The organism is Echinicola rosea (genome assembly GCF_005281475.1).
GTDB classification, from domain to species: Bacteria; Bacteroidota; Bacteroidia; order Cytophagales; family Cyclobacteriaceae; genus Echinicola; species Echinicola rosea.
This window is the reverse complement of record NZ_CP040106.1, coordinates 5,081,670-5,096,410: the sequence shown is the minus strand read 5'-3', so window position 1 is coordinate 5,096,410 and position 14,741 is coordinate 5,081,670. Positions and strand designations below refer to the sequence as shown.

Here is a 14,741-nt window from a genome sequence, read left to right as displayed (position 1 = left end):
TGGATTTAGTTATTGTTGCCTTTTGGGAATGTTGTGGCCATCAATATCGCTTCGATTTCCCGAAGGGCTTTTTTATGGGTTTCATTCGGATAATATAAAAATCCTTCCAAGTAATAAAGTTTTCCGTTGGCTTCATCGACTACTGTGTAGGAAACAAATGACCCGCCCATACTGATGGAGTGTGTCTTCCACTGTCCCCGCATCTCGATGGCATATTGCCCGTCGATCTGCATATTCCTAAAGGAAGGTACAATTTGTTTTTCTGTTTCCAAATAAGAATTTGGCTTTTCAGGATCACCAAAAACACGGGTTTTTAGGATTTCATCACGTAATTTGATGATGTTCTCCGGAAATACTTGTTCTTCAGAAGTGTATTCCGTTTGGTAAAAGATCAGGCTAATGTCTGCCCGCTGGGTGGTAGGGGTCGGCTGCCTTGCCCAGAGGAAGTTTTCCTCTTCCTTGACAAATTGATAGGAGGCTGGGACCTTTAAGTCCAGTCCCAAGACTTCTTTACCCTTTGATTGTACTTTTCCATTGGTGCGTTCGAGGATAGCGCTTCCCAGACGGTTTCTTTCCCGTACTTCAAAAAGGTTTTGAAGTTTATCTGTGTTCTTCCGGAGGTTGTTGATCAGCTCCTCTTCATTATTGCCAAATAGGTAAACGACTTCTTGTCCCTGAGCAAATTCATCTTCGTTTCTCAACATGAACAGCGATGGATCACCAGCGGCCTTTTCCTTGGAGGCTGGGCTAAATTGGTTGCTGATCATGCGGCTGCCTGCCTTCTTGTCGTCAAAAGTAGTGACATACACGATGTTATAAGCCATTTTTAGTATCCTTGTCATGGATCTTGGATCGACTTTTCGCATGTCGAAAAGGGTTTCCTCTCGTACAAGACCTTTGATGTCCTCTTCAAATATCCCTTTTAGGGCATCGCCTACGGGCCCTTTGTACTTGACCGAATCAATGACCAAAAGTATCTCCCCGCTTGCACCTCTTGCTTTGGGTTTATTGGAGTTACTTCCGTTTTCGCCATCTTGGCAGCTCATCATCATGCTTGCTGTCAAGATAAATAGGGCCAGAATCAAACTGTTTTTCTTATTCATTGTATATGGATTTATAGCGTTACCGTGTACAATTTATAAAAAATGAACGGCAGTCGGAAAGAAACTACTAAATATTTAGTTGTGTATTTTTTAACCAATTATAAGTTTCTGGCCTGGTTTGATTTTATTGTTGCTGAGTTTATTGAGGCGTTTTATCTCTTCTATGGTTACTCCTTCCAGTTTTTTGGCAATCAGCCAAAGGGAGTCACCAGGCTGTACAACATAGGTTTTTGGGGTGCCTTTCACAAAAGTGGCATCCTGCTTAGCGGGATTGTCCGTAGCAAGGTTTCTGGTGAAGGCATCGCTGTCCTGGTATATGGTCAGGTGCTGGCCGATCTTAATGTTATTGGAGTATAGCCCGTTCCAAGCTTTGATATCGGAAATTGTCGTGCCGTACATTCTGGCAATCTTACCCAATGCATCGCCCCGTCTTACCTTATAAATAAGCTTTTCAGGTTCTTTTTCCTGGGTTTTTTCGGACTCTTGTTTGGCAAGTAACCGTTCTTCCTGAAGATTAATGCTGTCCATCATCCAGTGTACATTGGAGGCGATGTATTCCGCTTTTGCCTTAGGTACCCGAAGGGCATAATGTCCCGAACTGGCGGGGATTTTACTGTTTTGGATGGCGGGATTCAAAAACTCCAGCTCCTCCAAGCAGGTTCCACTGATATCAGCCAGTCTTTCGAGATCCAATTCCTGGTCAAATTTTACTTTTTCATGGGAAATAGGGAAGGTGCCGTCCTCTAAAATGAGGTTATGCTCATCGGCATAATTAAATACATACATAATGGCTTGAAACTGCGGGATATATCCCCTGGTTTCCCTTGGCAGCCAGTTATAAATCCCCCAAAAGGTTCGTTTTCCCCCGGACCTCCTGATAGCTTTTCGGACGTTTCCGGGACCACAGTTATAAGCGGCCAAGGCAAGTTCCCAATCATCAAACATTCGGTGAAGTGTCTTTAGATAACGGCAAGCTGCTTCAGTGGCCAGCTCAGGATCCATCCGATCATCGATGTCCCGGGTGACGTGCAGGTCATAGACCCTTCCTGTCGCTGGCATAAACTGCCATAGCCCCATGGCCCCCACGCGGGATTTGGCTTTGGGATTGAGCCCGGATTCGATAATGGCCAAGTACTTGATTTCATCTGGCATTCCGTGTTCCTTAAGCTCCTTTTCGAAAAGTGGAAAATAGATTTCTTTTCTGGCCAAGGTCATCTTGGAATACTCCCGGTTTCTGACCGTAAAGTAATTTATAAAAGCAAAAATGGTTTCATTTAGCTCGAAAGGCATGCCTGTATCCATCTTCTCTACTCGTTCGTTGACTTCGTGATAAGTGAAGTCAGGAATGTATTCGTAGTGGTACGTAGGCTCGATAAGATCCTCTTCGGCTGCTATGAAACCATTTTCTCCCTGATTTTGGGCACTGGCAATCGCCACACAGAATATCATCGGTGATAGGAGTGTAAGTAATTTCCAGTTGCTCATGACAGGTAAGTAGTTTATTATTTCTTGATTTTCATTAAATAGTCCGCAAAAGCATACAGCTCTGCCTCCTTAAAGGAGTTGGTAAGGACCTGCAAGCCAATAGGAAGGCCATTTTCATCCTTTCCATTTGGAATGGAAATGGCCGGAATACCTGAAACGGAGGCTTGTACGGTGTACAGGTCTTCCAGATACATGGCTACAGGATCATCGCTGTGCTCCCCAAACTTAAATGCCGTAGAAGGGGTCGTCGGTAGGACAATATAATCAAATTTGTTCAACAAATTCTCGGTGAACTCTTTGATCAACCTTCTTACTTTCTGGGCCTTAGTGAAATAAGCGTCATAGTAGCTTGCACTTAATACAAACGTCCCCAACATTATTCTTCTTTTCACTTCCTCCCCGAAGCCTTCGGAGCGGGTAAGCTTATACATGCTTTCCAGATTGTGGGCGTTGGGCGTTCGGTAACCATATTTTACGCCATCAAAGCGTGAAAGGTTTGAACTGGCCTCTGCAGTAGTTAAAATATAATAAGTAGGAAGGACATATTCAAGTAGTGGGAAATCTACCTCTTCTACTGTATGGCCTTCTTCCTTGAGTTTATTCAGCATGTCAAGGGTGTGCTCCTTGATCTCCGGCTGTAATGCTTTCGATTCGATGGTTTCTTTCAGGTAGGCGACTTTTACCGGCTTGTTCAATTCAAGCTGCTCGGAATATTGAGGTACTTCCTTGCGCGATACGGTACTGTCGTTGTCGTCTTGGCCAGCGATTACTTCCATGACCCGTGCATTGTCCTTTACATTGGTAGAAAATACGCCGATGGTATCAAATGACGATGCATAAGCAATCAGCCCAAAGCGAGAGACCCTTGAGTAGGTGGGTTTGATGCCGACCAGTCCTGTGAAGGCTGCCGGTTGGCGAACAGATCCCCCCGTATCGGTCCCCAGTGAGGTGGTGCAGAGATTGGCCTGAACCGCTACGGCTGACCCGCCGGAAGATCCACCCGGTACGCGCTCCTCATCAAGGGCGTTTAGGACTTTGCCATGGACGGTGTTTTCATTGGATGATCCCATGCCAAACTCATCACAGTTTAGACGTCCGATGATAATGGCGTCTTCATCAATGAGCTTTTGTACGGCAGTAGCGGTAAATTGGGAATGGAATCCCTCTAAAATTTTACTGGAGGCATTGACCTGGTGGTCTGCGTAGCATAGCACATCTTTGATACCGATGACCATCCCTGCCAGCTTTCCGGCAGTGCCGTCTTTGATTTTTTGATCCACTTTGGCTGCTTGCTCCAAAGCAGATTGCTCATAAACTTCAACGAAGGCGTTGAGATGCGCCTTCGTTTGGATGTTTTTGAGATAATAATGGACGATCGCTTTACAATCAGTTTCTTTATTTTCAAGCGAACGTTTTATTTCGTCGAAAGAATGGAATTTTTCCAATGGTAGTTACTTTTTTAACTTTTCTTTTTACTGTCTCCCTTGATGCCATCTTCGATGTCATCTTGAATCTCTTTAGTGGCATCTTTGAATTCTTTGATGCCTCTGCCCAGCCCGCGAGCCAGTTCAGGGATTCGTTTTGCTCCGAATAGAAGGATGACAACCAAGATGATAACAACCAAGGAACCACCTCCTATATTCTGAATGAAACCCAATGTAGTCATGATAAGCGTATTTAAGTTTTAAATCGGTACAAATATATAACTGTGTCTTACTAACACAAAGGAATCGAACACAGTTCTTGTTTTTTTCAATATCTTTTTTGTAAAGATACTCATATTATCGTAGAAATGCTCATGCCCGTGCATGAATTAAAAGAGGCCGGTCCTTATCACAAGCCCTATAAAGGCACATGATTGATTGGTCTAGGGGCATACAGAAGGATTTTTGGGACATCAGTAGGAGGGAAGGCCATATTAGAATGCCCAATCATCCATATTGATTTATTTTCCTGCTAACCAAGAAGAAGGGTTCATTTTTTGGAGCCCTTTCCAGGTCTGGAAGTGGACTTCTGATACGCCGTCACTGCTGGTGGCCACTTCCCCGATTTTGTCATTTGCCTTGACGGTCTGGCCGGATTTTACGGATATGGTCTGAAGTCTGCTGTACATGGTGTAGTATTCCCCGTGGCGAATGATGATCGTGCCGCCCATACCGGGAATGGTCGAAACTTTGGTCACCACACCGTCGAAGACTGCCCTGACGTTTTCGCTGGGGTTTGTCTGAATGTCGATACCGTCATTGGTGATCATGATGCCCTTGAGTGTGGGGTGGGGATGGTCCCCGTAAGCTTCCGAGACAAAACCACTGGCTACTGGCCAAGGTAATTTCCCTCGGTTGCTCGCAAAGGAACTGGAAAGGGCGGCAGCTTCAGGTGTCATCGGCATGCTGTTCGCAGAAGATTTCGTGGTTTTGGTATTGGCCTTTTTGGCTTCTGCCTCTGCCCGCTTGATTTCTTCTTCGATTACCTTGCGAATCAGCCTGTTCAGCTCTTCCTGCTGCTTTTTGGTCTCGGCAATGTCTTTGCGGATTTCCTCCTCCTTGTTCGAAAGGGTGTTGACGATGGACTGTTGTTCTTGTTTGAGTTGGTCCAGTTCTTTTTTCTGGCTTTGTTCTTCCTGTAGGGCAGTTTGCTTATCAGCTTTCTTCTTTTCCAGTTTTGCCTGTTGCTGCTTGAGGTCTGCACTTACCTTTTCTATTTGCTCTACCTGTTTTGCACGGGCATCGCTGTACTGTTTCAGGTACCTTATCCGCATGTACAGCTGCTTGAAGGTGGAGGAACTGAAGATGAATGTCAAAATGGTGACTCCGCTGTTGAGTTTGGCAGAGACATAGACCATCTGGGCATATTCTTCTTTTAAGGTCTCCAGGTCATCCTCCAGCGACCCAATGAGGTTGTTGGTTTCCTGGATTTCCTTGTCGAGTAGGGCTACCTCCCTGTTTAAGGTCTGTATGAAACTCACCCTGGTTTCCAGTTGCTTGCTGACAAGGTTCAGCTCACTGATGGTGTTTTTCTTTCTGGCAGAAGTCTTTTTTAGAATTTCATCGAATTCTTTCAGGCGCTCCAGCACTTCAGCTTTTTCTTTTTCCAATTGGGCCCTTGACTTGGACGTCTGCGCCATTAGGTTTCCCTGTTCAGGAAAGGCTGTCCAAGCAAGCATAAACAGAAAAGCGAGCGCCAAAATATATTTCATAGATCAGAAATTATAGGGAAATGACAGTGGGGAATCCTGGAGTTCCACTTTGTTAAATTCCAAGTTGACCAACGTGGACTGTACATCAGAAGAGGAGTTTTCCATCAATAACTTCAGGAGAATTTTATAGGCATAGGGCTGCCCGTCCAGGTTTTCAAACTCCGGATAGCTGGCAGATAGCTTGCCCTTGTGAAACCTAGAAGCAGTGGTAAGCTCGGTCACCTTTCCATGCTGTACCCCGATGACAGATTCATAAGTGATCCCGTCCCTTCTTTGGGTGAGCTCGAAGGTCTTTCCCACCCGGATTAGCCTGTCCCTGTAGGTGACGCCATAAGGGATGTTGGCAAAAAGGACATTCTGAAACAAGTCCAGCGAGAGTTTTAGCCCGTAAGTGTTCTGGAATTGGTTAAAGGTGAGGTTGATGTCCTTGTTATTGATCCGGTCAAATACCTTGATATCCTCTCGCGTGATGACCCCTCTGGCAGCTTCTATGCCCAGGCCCGGACTGATGCTAAACCAGATGATGCTGTCCCTTTTGGCGCGGAGGTTGAGTGTACCGCGGGTGGTTTTGCCACTTTGTTCTTCCATGACGACCCGGGCTTTGGCACTGAGGTAATTGAAGTCAAAATAGGAAGGGGTAAATTCCTTCATGGCTTCATCAGAAGAATATACTTGCGTCTTTTTGGCACAACCGGTCAAAAGGAAAACGACGGCGAAAAAGATCAGTAAAAAATGTTTATTCATAGTATTTCTTGTCCTTTATTTTTTTACCCAACTCATCAGAAACATCTTTTTTGCCAGCGGCCTTTTCCCAATAATCCATGGCACCATTTATATCCCCGGTGTGGTATAGAATATCTCCATAATGCTCCAACATTACCCCACTGGGGCTTTCCTCTATTTTGAGGGCTTTTTTCATGTATTTTTCAGCGTCTATATAATCTTTTTTTTGGAAAAGCACCCACGCATGCGTGTCCAGGTAGGTGGCGTTGTCCGGGAATCGCTTGACCAGTTTTGATGACATGTCCAGCGCTTTGTCCAAGTCCTTTTTTTCCAACGACAGAAAATAGGCGTAATTGTTCAGGACGTGTTCATCATCCGGTGAAATTTCCAAAACCTTGTCATATGCCTCAAAGGCCAGTTCCTCTTTGTCAAGGGCATGGTAGGTATCGCCAAGTTGGCCCAAAACCATCAGGTCAAGCTGTTTGTTTACCCCATCGTTGAGCTCAAGGCTTTGTTTTAGGGAGGTTTCGGCAGCTTCGTGTTTCTTCAGAGCCAGTTTGGCGGTGCCATCAAAAAACCAGAATTCCGGTTTTTGGGAAAACTCTTCCGTGCCAATGACCGTGTATTTTTCTATCGCTGAAAAGTCCTTTCCTTGTTCAAACATCAGGCTGATGACCCCTTGGAGGACTTTGGCATCCTGGGGGTTGAGGGCGATGGACTGTTGGTAATATTCCAAAGCCTTGGAAGGCTGTTGGTGTTGCATGGCACGATCACCCAATATCGTAAAGACAGGCGCACTTTTTGGGCTGGTTTTGGTCATAAGTACTTGCAGGCTGTCCAATAGCTCCTCACGTTCCTTGGTTTTGAGGTCTTTTTGGATGATGTCACCAAAAGTCTGTGCCTTTACCTCTCCTTCCAGATCGGGACTTTTGAAGGCGGTGAAGAGGTGTTCCTGTGCCGAGGCATACTCTTCTTTCTTCTTATAAAGTGTGTAAGCCGCAAGGTGTAGGTCTGGTTGGTTGGGGTAATCCTCAAGTGAGGCATTTACCATCTGGAGAGCTTGGTCGGTGCGGTTGTTGTTAAACAGGATTTCTACCAATGCCAATACATAACGGGAATTTCCGGGATTGGCCTCTATGAGCTTCTCGCCTTCTTTGATGGCTGCTTCCAAGTTGTTTTGTTTCAGGTAAATGCGCTGCTTTTGCACGGAAAGCTGTTCGACCACCCCATAATATTCTTCCGCTTTGTCCAAGGCAATTAGGGCTTTGTCAAATTGCTGGGTGGAGAGGTATAGCGACGCAAGTTCCAAGATATACTGTTGGTTGTCATCGGATCGTTCGATCAGCGTTTTCAGGATCTCTGCAGCTTTTTCCGGTTGGTTTTGCTTGGTATAGACTTCAGCGATCAGCAGGTGGTAATATTTGTTTTCAGGATCTGCATCAATGGCCTTTTGACCGTGCTCCAAAGCCTTTTCATTTTGATTGGCACGCGCCAGGATTTCAGCCATCTTGAAGTTTACAGCGCCCGATTCAGGGGTCAGGTCATGGGCCTTGTTAAAGTAAAAGTAAGCTTTTTCATAGTCCTCCAGCATCATGTGCTTTTCACCCTCAATAAACAGCCTTGCAGCCATGTCCTTTTCTTTCTGTTCCTTTTTGGCACTTTTAAAGAGATTGAATTGTGCATTGGCCACTGGACCAAGGAACACCAGTGGCATGGTCAGTGCTAGGTAGAGGAGGTATTGCTTGATGGTATTTACTCGCATGTTTTGTTTCGAACTGGTGAGATTATCAGGAAGATATGTGGTATCTACCTGACAAAACGTACAAACTTAAGGTCTTTTTGGTTCATTCCCCAAAAGCCGTTTCACGAAATTTAACGTGATCAGGATTTTCCTGTGCTGCCAAATCCACCTGCTCCCCGTTGGGTTTCCGATACTTCGGCAGCCTTTTTCCATTGGATCTGTTCATGGCGGGCCACGACCATCTGGGCGATACGTTCGCCGTCCTTGATTTCGAAAGGCTCCTTAGAAAGGTTTACTAAAAGCACCTTGATCTCTCCCCTGTAATCGGCGTCGATGGTTCCTGGAGAGTTGAGTACGGTGATTCCATGCTTGTAAGCCAGGCCACTCCTGGGGCGGATCTGGGCCTCATGACCCGCGGGAAGTTCCATGAACAAGCCGGTGCCCACCAAAATCCTTTCCAGCGGCTCCAAGGTAATGGATTCTGTTAAATTCGCCCTGAGGTCCAGGCCTGCAGAAAGGTCCGTTTGGTATTCGGGAAGGGGATGTTTGGATCGGTTAATGACGTTGACCTGCATGGTAGTGTTTTTTTAAATGTATCTTTTGGATCAAAGATAGGGGGTTATTTTTAATTGACGGAATGAGTGGATAAAAAATAGAAAGCGTTCCCTGGCTGTTTCAGGAGGAGAAAGTCGGTGGAGAACGCTTCCGGTATGAGTTGCTTCGGGAAACCAGCGAAAGCACTTTAGCCGGTTCATGGTTTCGATGGTTTCCGTGGGCAAATCGTGTTTGAATTACATGACTGAATTATTGGAGCATTTTGTAGATTTCCGTGCCAGCACTCAGGAATGCTCCGACACCATAGACCTCGGTTTTGTCCGGCCAGGCTTTGCCGGGAGCGGCACCAATGGGCTGTACATAGCCAAGCATGCCATCTTCGGTGACACATTGCTGAAGCGCCTTCCAGCCTTTCCAGACGACTTCCTCATAATCCTCCTTGTCCAAAATGCCATTGTTGATGCCCCAAGCGAATCCATAAGTAAAAAATCCTGTGCCACTGGTTTCAGGAGTGGGGTAATATTCGGCTCCCAAGAGGCTCATGGCCCAATAGCCATCGACAGTCTGCAGTTCTTTTAGGCGTTTGGCCATTTTCTTGTAGATCTTTACTAAATACTTGTATTCGGAAGTGCCCGGCTCCAACTCTGATATGACATTGGCCAGCCCGGCAAATACCCAGCCATTGCCGCGTGACCAAAAGACTTTGGTGCCGTTGTCGGTCTTGTCGAAGTAGCTTTCGTCGCGGTAATAAAGGCTTTCTTTTTTGTCAAACAAAAAATCGGTGGTGGCCTTGAATTCGGCAATCATAAAATCGAGGTACCTTTTATCCCCGGTGATTTTGGTCAGCTTTGCCCAAACGGCTGGCGACATGAACAAGGCATCGCACCAGTTCCAGCGGTCTTGGTGATAAGGGGTTTTCCAGTGCAGCGAACTTTGGGAGGGATGGTAAAGGATATACTCCATGTGTTTTTGGGTGGGTTCCAGCATTTTTTCTTCGCCCGTTTTGCGGTAGAGCTCCAGGTACATTTGCCCAACGGTATGTTCGTCGGCATGATAGCGCCCGAGTCGAGATCCCAGCTTCCACTCGGTTTTTTCGCCAATTCCTTTTAGAAAATCCGTATAGGCGGCATCATCCGAAAGGTTGGCCCATTTCATCATGCCCACGTATAAGGCGCCATTGGTCCAGTTGGTCGGTTCGTGCACCCGTCTGCCGTGCCCTGCCTCCCAGAAGTTTTCGATTTGCCAATCCGCCACTTTTTGCATGCTGCTGTGGATTCCTTGTTTAGTGGGGGCATTGGTCTGTGCCCAAGCGGTGCTACAAATCCCTATCGTCAGAATAGTAAGTGCCAGCTGTCCTTTTTTAAAAATGCCGTTCATTTGAAGTTTATATAAATGATTGAAATAATGCTTTACTGTCAAAGATATAAATGATTTTAACAAAAACGATGAAGTAATGCTTCCTCGGTTTTGGTAAAGGACTATTTATTTGAGTTTTTGGTGAATTGTATTATTCAATAAAAGTAAGTTGATAATGGAGGTTAGTGCTAGCAAAGTCATGATAAGCACCTTTTGGCCGGATCCGAAGGTTAGAAGATATACCACGCTGATGGCATGTTAAGCTGAATTAATCACTGGAAATGGCAGTAAACCTTGAAAGCAGTAGGGAGGCCAATGTGCTGAGGTAAATTTTATGACAATCAAATTGCCCAGACCAAACCTGAGTTTATTTCAATCTCTTTTTCAATTGGCTAATTTCTTCCCGCTCCATCAGGGCCACCAATCCCAAAAAAAACAACGGAAGTAAGTTGTGGACGAGAAAGGTAAGGATGCCGGAATCCAATCGGATATAAAATCCCAAGTAGGAAAAGCCAAATGCAATGACCAAGTAGAAAATATCCTTGGCGGTCTTATAGGGGATGGGATAGTATTTTTGGCCGAAGAAATAGCACATGACAGACATGACTACGTAGGTGGCCAAGGTGCTCATGGCAGCACCGGTATAGCCGTATTGGGGTACCATTAGGAAGATCACGAGTATGGTGACCACCGCTCCAGTAAAGGTGATGTAAAAGCTATAAATGGTTCGATCGGTGATCTTAAACCAGATGCTGAGGTTAAAATATACCCCCAGCATCAAATAGCCCATCAGGAGCATGGGAACGATGTCCATGCCGGCTTGGTAGCCTTTGTTGCCAAGGATGATTTTGCTGATGATGTCTAGGTTTACGGCGACGAGAATCATCAGTGCACTGCAGAAAATAATGAACCAGTGCATGACGCGGGCATACAGCTTTGGGCTGTTTTTGTCCTCGCTTTGGGAAAAGAAAAACGGCTCTGCGGCGTACTTAAAGGCCTGGATGATCAGGTTCATGAAGATGGCCAGCTTGAAGTTGGCACCGAAGATACCTCCTGCTTCACGTGCGGTAAGACCGGGGTAGAAGTTTTCGGGGAGCACGTATTCGAACAAGAACCTTGAAAAGACTTCATTGGTCACTCCGGCAAGGCCCATAAACAGCAGCGGAAGGGCATACTTCCACATAGGCCCCAGGATGCTTTTGTCCAGCTGCCAACTAAACTTTCCTGAAAGCGAGAAAAGGACCGGAATGATCAGGGCATTGGCGAGGAGGTTGGAAAGCAGAATATAATCCACTCCCCATTCAGGATGGTAAAAACTACCAACGAACGGCTGCAAAAAGCCAAGGTAATCACCTTCGTACACATGCAGGCAGACCACGATAAAGAAGATATTAAATCCGACGTTCAGCAGGATATTTAGCAGCTTGGTCAGTGCAAATTTGAGGGACTTATTTTCTACTCTGAGCCTGGCATAGGGGATGGCCAAGATAGCATCAATGGTCAAGATTATGGCCGTCCACTGAAACAGGTGGGATTTACCGGGGTAGTCCATCCACACGCTCAATTGCTCCGCGCTCAGGAACAGCAATGCTCCCAATGACAAGGAAGTGGTGAGGATCAGGGATTGGACATTGTTATAGGCTTTTTGTGGATCCAGGCCTTTTCCGGTAGAAAACCTAAAGAAGGTGGTTTCCATACCATAGGTGAAAATCACGTTGAAAAACGCAATGAAAGCATAAATGGCCGTAAAGGAGCCAAGGTCTTCCTTCGAAAGGTAAGCGATGTAGAGGGGGAGAAGGAGGAAGTTGATAACCCTTCCCAAAATACTACTGATTCCGTAAATGGCAGTTTGACCGGCAAGTTGTTTGAGCTTACTCATGGGACCGGAAGAAGGAGGGACTTATTCCCCTTTAAAATTGGGTTTTCGTTTTTCCAGGAATGCAGAGGTTCCTTCGGAATAATCCTCAGATTTTACACATCTGGCAAAGCTATTGGCCTCGATGAGGTAGCCGTTTTCGTCATTGCTGTAAACGGCATTTACACAATCGATGATCATTCCTATGGAAAGGGGAGCCTTAGTCATGATCTTTTGCAGGATTTCTTCCGCTTTTTGGATTGCTTCGGCTTTGGAGTTGGTGACATAGTTTACCAAACCCAGGGACTTTGCTTCTTGTGCATCTACCATGTCGCCGGTCATCAACAGCTCATTGGCCTTTGTTCTTCCTATCAAAAAAGTCAGTCGCTGGGTGCCTCCATATCCAGGGATAATGCCCAAATTGACTTCTGGCTGTCCGAATTTGGCATTGCTGGTAGCGATGCGCATGTGGCAGGCCATGGAGAGCTCACACCCACCACCGAGTGCAAATCCATTGACCACCGCAATGACCGGTTTGTGGCAGGATTCGATCAGGCTGAAGACTTCCTGTCCATTTTCCGAAAATTTCCGGGCATTCAGCTCATTCAGCTCTGCGATTTCACTGATGTCCGCACCGGCAACAAAGGCCTTTTCCCCAGAACCCGTCAAGACCACGCCCCTGATCGACTTGTTGTCGCTAACTTCATTGAAGATGTTTTTCAGCTCTTCAAGGGTGTCAAAATTGATTGCGTTTAGTTTGGATTCCCGGTTGATGGTGAGGTAGAGAATACCGTCTTTGTTTTCAGAAAGGATATTGGTAGATTCAGCCATGCTCTAAAACCTATGTTTGAATCCAAATATACGAGGTGCCGTAGCAAACACAAAGCAAACCTTGTAAAAATGAACGTTGCTGGTAGCTTATGTCTGATAGTGACCCTGTTGGATTTTGGGGTGCTGAAAGTCAATTGCCCTAGATCAAATCCCGATTCCTGCCAAAGGGGAGAGCAGGCTGGAATCGAGCGACCGGGTACCAACAGGCGAAATCCAAGTGTGGTGCTGCAATGGAACCAGATAAAAGACCAGTGTCCTTGTCATTTTTTACCGATAGCCGATGACTTTGACAGTCTTCCGGCAGCTTTCAATTCCGACCCTGTAACTAATTCACCAATAACTGCCCTTATCGCATTCATCTCCCACAAAATTTTATATTTTTGTACTATATTTTGAAAGTTAACATCTTTAATAAAATACTTTATGTCATCCAAAAGAAAAATAACCGTAGCCTACGGTGATGGTATCGGTCCGGAAATCATGAAAGCCACCCTGGAGATTTTGGAAGCTGCAGGAGCACAAATAGAACCTGAAGTCATTGAAATAGGCGAGCAGGTCTATCTGAAAGGCATCAGCTCGGGAATCGAACCAAAAGCTTGGGATTCGCTTAGAGAAACAAAGATATTTTTAAAGTCTCCCATCACCACGCCTCAGGGTGGAGGCTTTAAAAGCCTTAACGTAACCACTAGAAAGACCTTGGGGCTGTATGCCAACGTTAGGCCATGCAAGGCCTATTCGCCCTATATCAGGACCCACTTTCCTGAAACGGACATGGTGATCGTGCGTGAAAACGAAGAAGACCTGTATGCGGGGATCGAGCACCGGCAGACCGATGATGTGTACCAATGCCTGAAGCTTATTTCCAGACCTGGATCTGAGAAAATCATCCGATATGCATTTGAATATGCCAAAAAATATAACAGGAAAAAGGTAACCTGTATGACCAAGGACAACATCATGAAGTTGGCCGATGGTCTGTTCCATAAAGTATTTAATGAAGTGGCCAAGGAGTATCCTGATATTGAGGCAGATCATAAGATCATCGATATCGGCACGGCCTTGATCGCTGACAAGCCAGAGATGTTTGATGTGATCGTGACGCTAAACCTCTACGGTGATATCATCTCCGATGTGGCGGCGCAGATTACCGGCTCTGTAGGGCTTGGTGGTTCTTCTAACGTGGGCGAAGACGTGGCCATGTTTGAGGCGATCCACGGTTCTGCACCTGATATTGCAGGACAAAATATCGCCAACCCTTCAGGACTGCTGAATGGTGCCATCATGATGCTAGTGCATATTGGCCAGCCAGAAGTGGCGGAAAAAGTCAGCAATGCATGGATGAAGACCCTGGAAGATGGGATCCATACAGGTGATATTTACCAAGAGGGAGTCTCCTCCCAATTGGTGGGCACGAAGGAGTTTGCGCAGGCTGTTATAGACAGAATTGGCCAAAAGCCTGATAAAATGGTTCCAGCTGAATTTAAAAAAGGTGATGGTGCTGATGACAACATGGGAGCGATCAAGCTGGCGGAAAGAAAGCCGTGCAAGAAAGAACTGATCGGCTTGGACGTGTTTATTGATTGGAAGGAGAATGACCGCGATGCCAATGTTATTGGCGATAAGCTGCGGGCAGTGGACGCGGAGGGACTGAAAATGCAGTTGATCACCAACCGTGGCGTGAAAGTATATCCTGATGGTATGAAAGAGACCTTCTGCTCTGATCACTGGCGCGTAAGGTTCTTCAATGCTGACCAATCTGTCATTTCCCATGGGCAGGTATTGGACGTATTGAAGCAAGTGGAAGACTTGGGTTTTGATTTCATCAAGACCGAAAACCTGTACACCTTTGACGGTGAAAGAGGATTTTCCCTAGCACAGGGAGAGTAAATCGAAGGT

The 14,741-nt window shown here is 46.0% G+C and carries 12 protein-coding genes; 1 reads left to right on the top strand and 11 read right to left on the bottom strand.

Annotated features, from left to right (window positions below):
- Positions 1–5 precede the first annotated feature (5 nt).
- From FDP09_RS19815 to FDP09_RS19765, 11 genes are all read right to left on the bottom strand, one after another.
- Positions 6–1,103, bottom strand: a complete 1,098-nt coding sequence (locus FDP09_RS19815; protein WP_137404318.1) for a DUF4837 family protein — start codon at positions 1,101–1,103, stop codon at positions 6–8.
- Positions 1,104–1,193: 90 nt separating this feature from the next.
- The gene (locus FDP09_RS19810) at positions 1,194–2,588 is read right to left on the bottom strand and encodes a lytic transglycosylase domain-containing protein (RefSeq protein WP_137404317.1); all 1,395 of its coding nucleotides are present in this window, start codon (positions 2,586–2,588) and stop codon (positions 1,194–1,196) included.
- A 17-nt stretch (positions 2,589–2,605) separates the two neighbouring features.
- Complete coding sequence (gatA, locus tag FDP09_RS19805) at positions 2,606–4,033, bottom strand: Asp-tRNA(Asn)/Glu-tRNA(Gln) amidotransferase subunit GatA (protein WP_137404316.1); 1,428 nt, start codon at positions 4,031–4,033, stop codon at positions 2,606–2,608.
- A gap of 14 nt (positions 4,034–4,047) precedes the next feature.
- Complete coding sequence (locus FDP09_RS19800; protein WP_015267819.1) at positions 4,048–4,254, bottom strand: Sec-independent protein translocase subunit TatA/TatB; 207 nt, start codon at positions 4,252–4,254, stop codon at positions 4,048–4,050.
- Positions 4,255–4,533: 279 nt separating this feature from the next.
- On the bottom strand, positions 4,534–5,784 hold the full coding sequence (locus FDP09_RS19795) for a murein hydrolase activator EnvC family protein (RefSeq protein WP_137404315.1): 1,251 nt from the start codon (positions 5,782–5,784) through the stop codon (positions 4,534–4,536).
- 3 nt (positions 5,785–5,787) lie between these two features.
- The gene (locus tag FDP09_RS19790) at positions 5,788–6,528 is read right to left on the bottom strand and encodes a DUF4292 domain-containing protein (protein ID WP_137404314.1); all 741 of its coding nucleotides are present in this window, start codon (positions 6,526–6,528) and stop codon (positions 5,788–5,790) included.
- Entirely contained in the window at positions 6,521–8,269 is a 1,749-nt protein-coding gene (locus FDP09_RS19785; protein ID WP_137404313.1) for a tetratricopeptide repeat protein, read from the bottom strand. The genes FDP09_RS19790 and FDP09_RS19785 overlap by 8 nt, the downstream gene beginning before the upstream one ends.
- 119 nt (positions 8,270–8,388) lie before the next feature.
- Positions 8,389–8,823, bottom strand: a complete 435-nt coding sequence (gene dut / locus FDP09_RS19780) for a dUTP diphosphatase (protein WP_137404312.1) — start codon at positions 8,821–8,823, stop codon at positions 8,389–8,391.
- A gap of 229 nt (positions 8,824–9,052) precedes the next feature.
- Positions 9,053–10,180, bottom strand: a complete 1,128-nt coding sequence (locus tag FDP09_RS19775; RefSeq protein WP_137404311.1) for a glycoside hydrolase family 88/105 protein — start codon at positions 10,178–10,180, stop codon at positions 9,053–9,055.
- 346 nt (positions 10,181–10,526) lie between these two features.
- Positions 10,527–12,038 carry an oligosaccharide flippase family protein gene (locus FDP09_RS19770; protein WP_137404310.1) on the bottom strand — a complete coding sequence of 504 codons (1,512 nt, stop codon included), beginning with the start codon at positions 12,036–12,038 and terminating at the stop codon, positions 10,527–10,529.
- Positions 12,039–12,059: 21 nt separating this feature from the next.
- Positions 12,060–12,845 (bottom strand): enoyl-CoA hydratase/isomerase family protein, encoded by a 786-nt coding sequence (locus tag FDP09_RS19765; RefSeq protein ID WP_137404309.1) that lies wholly within the window; start codon positions 12,843–12,845, stop codon positions 12,060–12,062.
- Positions 12,846–13,268: 423 nt separating this feature from the next.
- Between FDP09_RS19765 and FDP09_RS19760 the strand changes: the two genes are divergently transcribed.
- Positions 13,269–14,732 carry an NADP-dependent isocitrate dehydrogenase gene (locus FDP09_RS19760; RefSeq protein ID WP_137404308.1) on the top strand — a complete coding sequence of 488 codons (1,464 nt, stop codon included), beginning with the start codon at positions 13,269–13,271 and terminating at the stop codon, positions 14,730–14,732.
- The last annotated feature ends 9 nt before the right edge of the window (positions 14,733–14,741 follow it).

What these genes read in the sequence shown, in the direction of transcription:
- FDP09_RS19815 (WP_137404318.1), bottom strand. Translation starts at nt 1,103, where the DNA reads ATGAATAAGAAAAACAGTTTGATTCTGGCCCTATTTATCTTGACAGCA.
- FDP09_RS19810 (WP_137404317.1), bottom strand. Translation starts at nt 2,588, where the DNA reads ATGAGCAACTGGAAATTACTTACACTCCTATCACCGATGATATTCTGT.
- FDP09_RS19800 (WP_015267819.1), bottom strand. Translation starts at nt 4,254, where the DNA reads ATGACTACATTGGGTTTCATTCAGAATATAGGAGGTGGTTCCTTGGTT.
- FDP09_RS19795 (WP_137404315.1), bottom strand. Translation starts at nt 5,784, where the DNA reads ATGAAATATATTTTGGCGCTCGCTTTTCTGTTTATGCTTGCTTGGACA.
- FDP09_RS19790 (WP_137404314.1), bottom strand. Translation starts at nt 6,528, where the DNA reads ATGAATAAACATTTTTTACTGATCTTTTTCGCCGTCGTTTTCCTTTTG.
- FDP09_RS19785 (WP_137404313.1), bottom strand. Translation starts at nt 8,269, where the DNA reads ATGCGAGTAAATACCATCAAGCAATACCTCCTCTACCTAGCACTGACC.
- dut (WP_137404312.1), bottom strand. Translation starts at nt 8,823, where the DNA reads ATGCAGGTCAACGTCATTAACCGATCCAAACATCCCCTTCCCGAATAC.
- FDP09_RS19775 (WP_137404311.1), bottom strand. Translation starts at nt 10,180, where the DNA reads ATGAACGGCATTTTTAAAAAAGGACAGCTGGCACTTACTATTCTGACG.
- FDP09_RS19770 (WP_137404310.1), bottom strand. Translation starts at nt 12,038, where the DNA reads ATGAGTAAGCTCAAACAACTTGCCGGTCAAACTGCCATTTACGGAATC.
- FDP09_RS19765 (WP_137404309.1), bottom strand. Translation starts at nt 12,845, where the DNA reads ATGGCTGAATCTACCAATATCCTTTCTGAAAACAAAGACGGTATTCTC.
- FDP09_RS19760 (WP_137404308.1), top strand. Translation starts at nt 13,269, where the DNA reads ATGTCATCCAAAAGAAAAATAACCGTAGCCTACGGTGATGGTATCGGT.